Source organism: Streptomyces sp. NPDC005784, from assembly GCF_042871525.1.
In the GTDB taxonomy this organism is placed as follows: Bacteria; Actinomycetota; Actinomycetes; order Streptomycetales; family Streptomycetaceae; genus Streptomyces.
In genome coordinates this window covers 1-1,301 of the sequence record NZ_JBIAIQ010000119.1, presented here as the reverse complement: position 1 = coordinate 1,301, position 1,301 = coordinate 1, and the positions used below count along the sequence as shown (strand labels likewise).

Annotated in this window: 3 protein-coding genes; all 3 read left to right on the top strand. The window is 65.8% G+C overall.

Features of this window, described 5'->3' with window-relative positions; translation table 11 throughout:
* The coding region (locus ACFYR3_RS45755; RefSeq protein WP_389288364.1) for a thiamine pyrophosphate-dependent enzyme at positions 1 to 561 on the top strand (561 nt) is incomplete at its 5' end.
* Positions 562 to 581: 20 nt separating this feature from the next.
* Positions 582 to 1,124 carry an acetolactate synthase small subunit gene (gene ilvN / locus ACFYR3_RS45750; RefSeq protein WP_389288362.1) on the top strand — a complete coding sequence of 181 codons (543 nt, stop codon included), beginning with the start codon at positions 582 to 584 and terminating at the stop codon, positions 1,122 to 1,124.
* Between the two features lie 76 nt (positions 1,125 to 1,200).
* The coding region (locus ACFYR3_RS45745; protein WP_385828255.1) for a hypothetical protein at positions 1,201 to 1,301 on the top strand (101 nt) is incomplete at its 3' end.

The window sequence follows — 1,301 nt, the reverse complement described above, 5'->3', positions numbered from 1 at the left end:
TCCGGCGGCGCCGGGACGATGGGCTATGCGGTGCCGGCCGCGATGGGCGCGAAGGCGGGCCGGCCGGACCGCACGGTCTGGGCGGTCGACGGCGACGGCTGCTTCCAGATGACCAATCAGGAACTCACCACCTGTGCCCTGAACAACATTCCGATCAAGGTCGCCATCATCAACAACGGCGCCCTCGGGATGGTCCGCCAGTGGCAGACCCTCTTCTACAACCAGCGCTACTCCAACACCGTGCTGCACAGCGGCCCGACTGAGTTGAACAGCGGCTCCGCCGCGGGGTCCGGCAAGCAGCCGAGCGCCGGCACCCGGGTCCCCGACTTCGTCAAGCTGTCGGAGGCGATGGGCTGCCACGCCATCCGCTGCGAGTCCCCGGACGACCTCGACAAGGTGATCGAGGAGGCGAACTCGATCAACGACCGTCCGGTCGTGGTCGATTTCATCGTCCACGAGGACGCGATGGTGTGGCCGATGGTCGCCGCCGGCACCTCCAACGACGAGGTCATGTTCGCCCGGGACGTCCGCCCCGACTTCGGCGACAACGAAGACGACTGAGCGAGAGAGGCGAAAGAGAAATGTCCAAGCACACGCTCTCCGTCCTGGTCGAGAACAAGCCCGGTGTCCTCGCCCGGATCACCGCCCTGTTCTCCCGGCGCGGCTTCAACATCGACTCCCTCGCCGTCGGCGTCACCGAGCACCCCGACATCTCCCGCATCACCATCGTGGTCAACGGAGAACTGACCCGGCTTGACCAAGTCATCGAGCAAACGGGGAAGTTGGTCAACGTACTCGAAGTCATGGAGCTGGAGTCCGCTACGCGGATCGCCCGCGAGGTGGTTCTCGCCAAGGTCGGTGCCGACAACCGGACGCGTTCGCAGATCCTGGAGGTCGTCCAGCTGTTCCGCGCCAGGACGGTCGACGTCTCCCCGGAGGCCGTCACCATCGAGGCCACCGGCAGCAGCGACAAGCTGTCCGCCATGCTCAAGATGCTGGAGCCGTACGGCATCAAGGAGCTGGTCCAGTCCGGCACGATCGCCATCGGACGCGGCTCTGTCTCGCTCAGCGAACACAGGTTGCGTACCGCCGAGCCGCCCCGATGGGCCGTCGCCATCGCATAGGGCGTCCCCAGCACGACATCACTGTCAACTGTCCGTTCTCTCGAAGCATCACGCGCCTGCGGAGGAGTAACTTCCCATGTCTGCCGAGCTGTTCTATGACGACGACGCCGACCTGTCCATCATCCAGGGCCGCAAGGTCGCGGTCATCGGCTACGGCAGCCAGGGCCACGCCCACGC